This is a genomic window from Pseudomonas sp. EA_5y_Pfl2_R50, from assembly GCF_963970475.1.
Lineage (GTDB): Bacteria > Pseudomonadota > Gammaproteobacteria > Pseudomonadales > Pseudomonadaceae > Aquipseudomonas.
Window position 1 is genome coordinate 1 of record NZ_CAXAPT010000095.1, and the last position, 549, is coordinate 549.

1 pseudogene is annotated in these 549 nt (G+C 66.3%); it reads right to left on the minus strand.

Annotated features, from left to right (window positions below):
• Positions 1–549: pseudogene (locus AACY19_RS26880) on the minus strand (IS3 family transposase); the annotation flags it as partial.

Sequence of the window (549 nt, forward strand, 5' to 3'; positions counted from 1 at the left end):
CATTCCCGCGTGCAGTCGTCGACGACGGTCAGGATGCGGAAGCGGCGGCCGTCGGTGAGCTGGTCCGAGACGAAGTCGAGTGACCAGCGCCGGTTCGGCGCCATCGGGATCAGCATCGGCGCCCGCGTGCCCATGGCCCGCTTGCGCCCGCCACGGCGGCGCACGGTCAGCTTCTCCTCGCGATAGATCCGGAACAATCGCTTGTGATTGACCACATGCCCCTCGCGTCGGAGCAGAACGTGCAGCCGCCGATAGCCGAACCGTCGCCGCTCATGGGCAATGGCCTTCATCCGCTCGCGCAGCAAGCCGTCATCGATCCTGGTGGCCCGGTAGCGCATTGTCATCCGACAGCACCCCAGCGCCTGGCACGCCCGCCGCTCGCTCATCCCATGGGCAGTCTGGAGATGGGCGACAGCATCCCGCTCGGCAGCGGGCGTTACCATTTTTTTCCGAGGAGGTCCTTCAACGCCGAGTTGTCCAGCATCGCATCGGCCAGAAGCTTCTTGAGCCGGCCGTTCTCGTCCTCGAGCGCCTTCAGCCGCTTCGCCT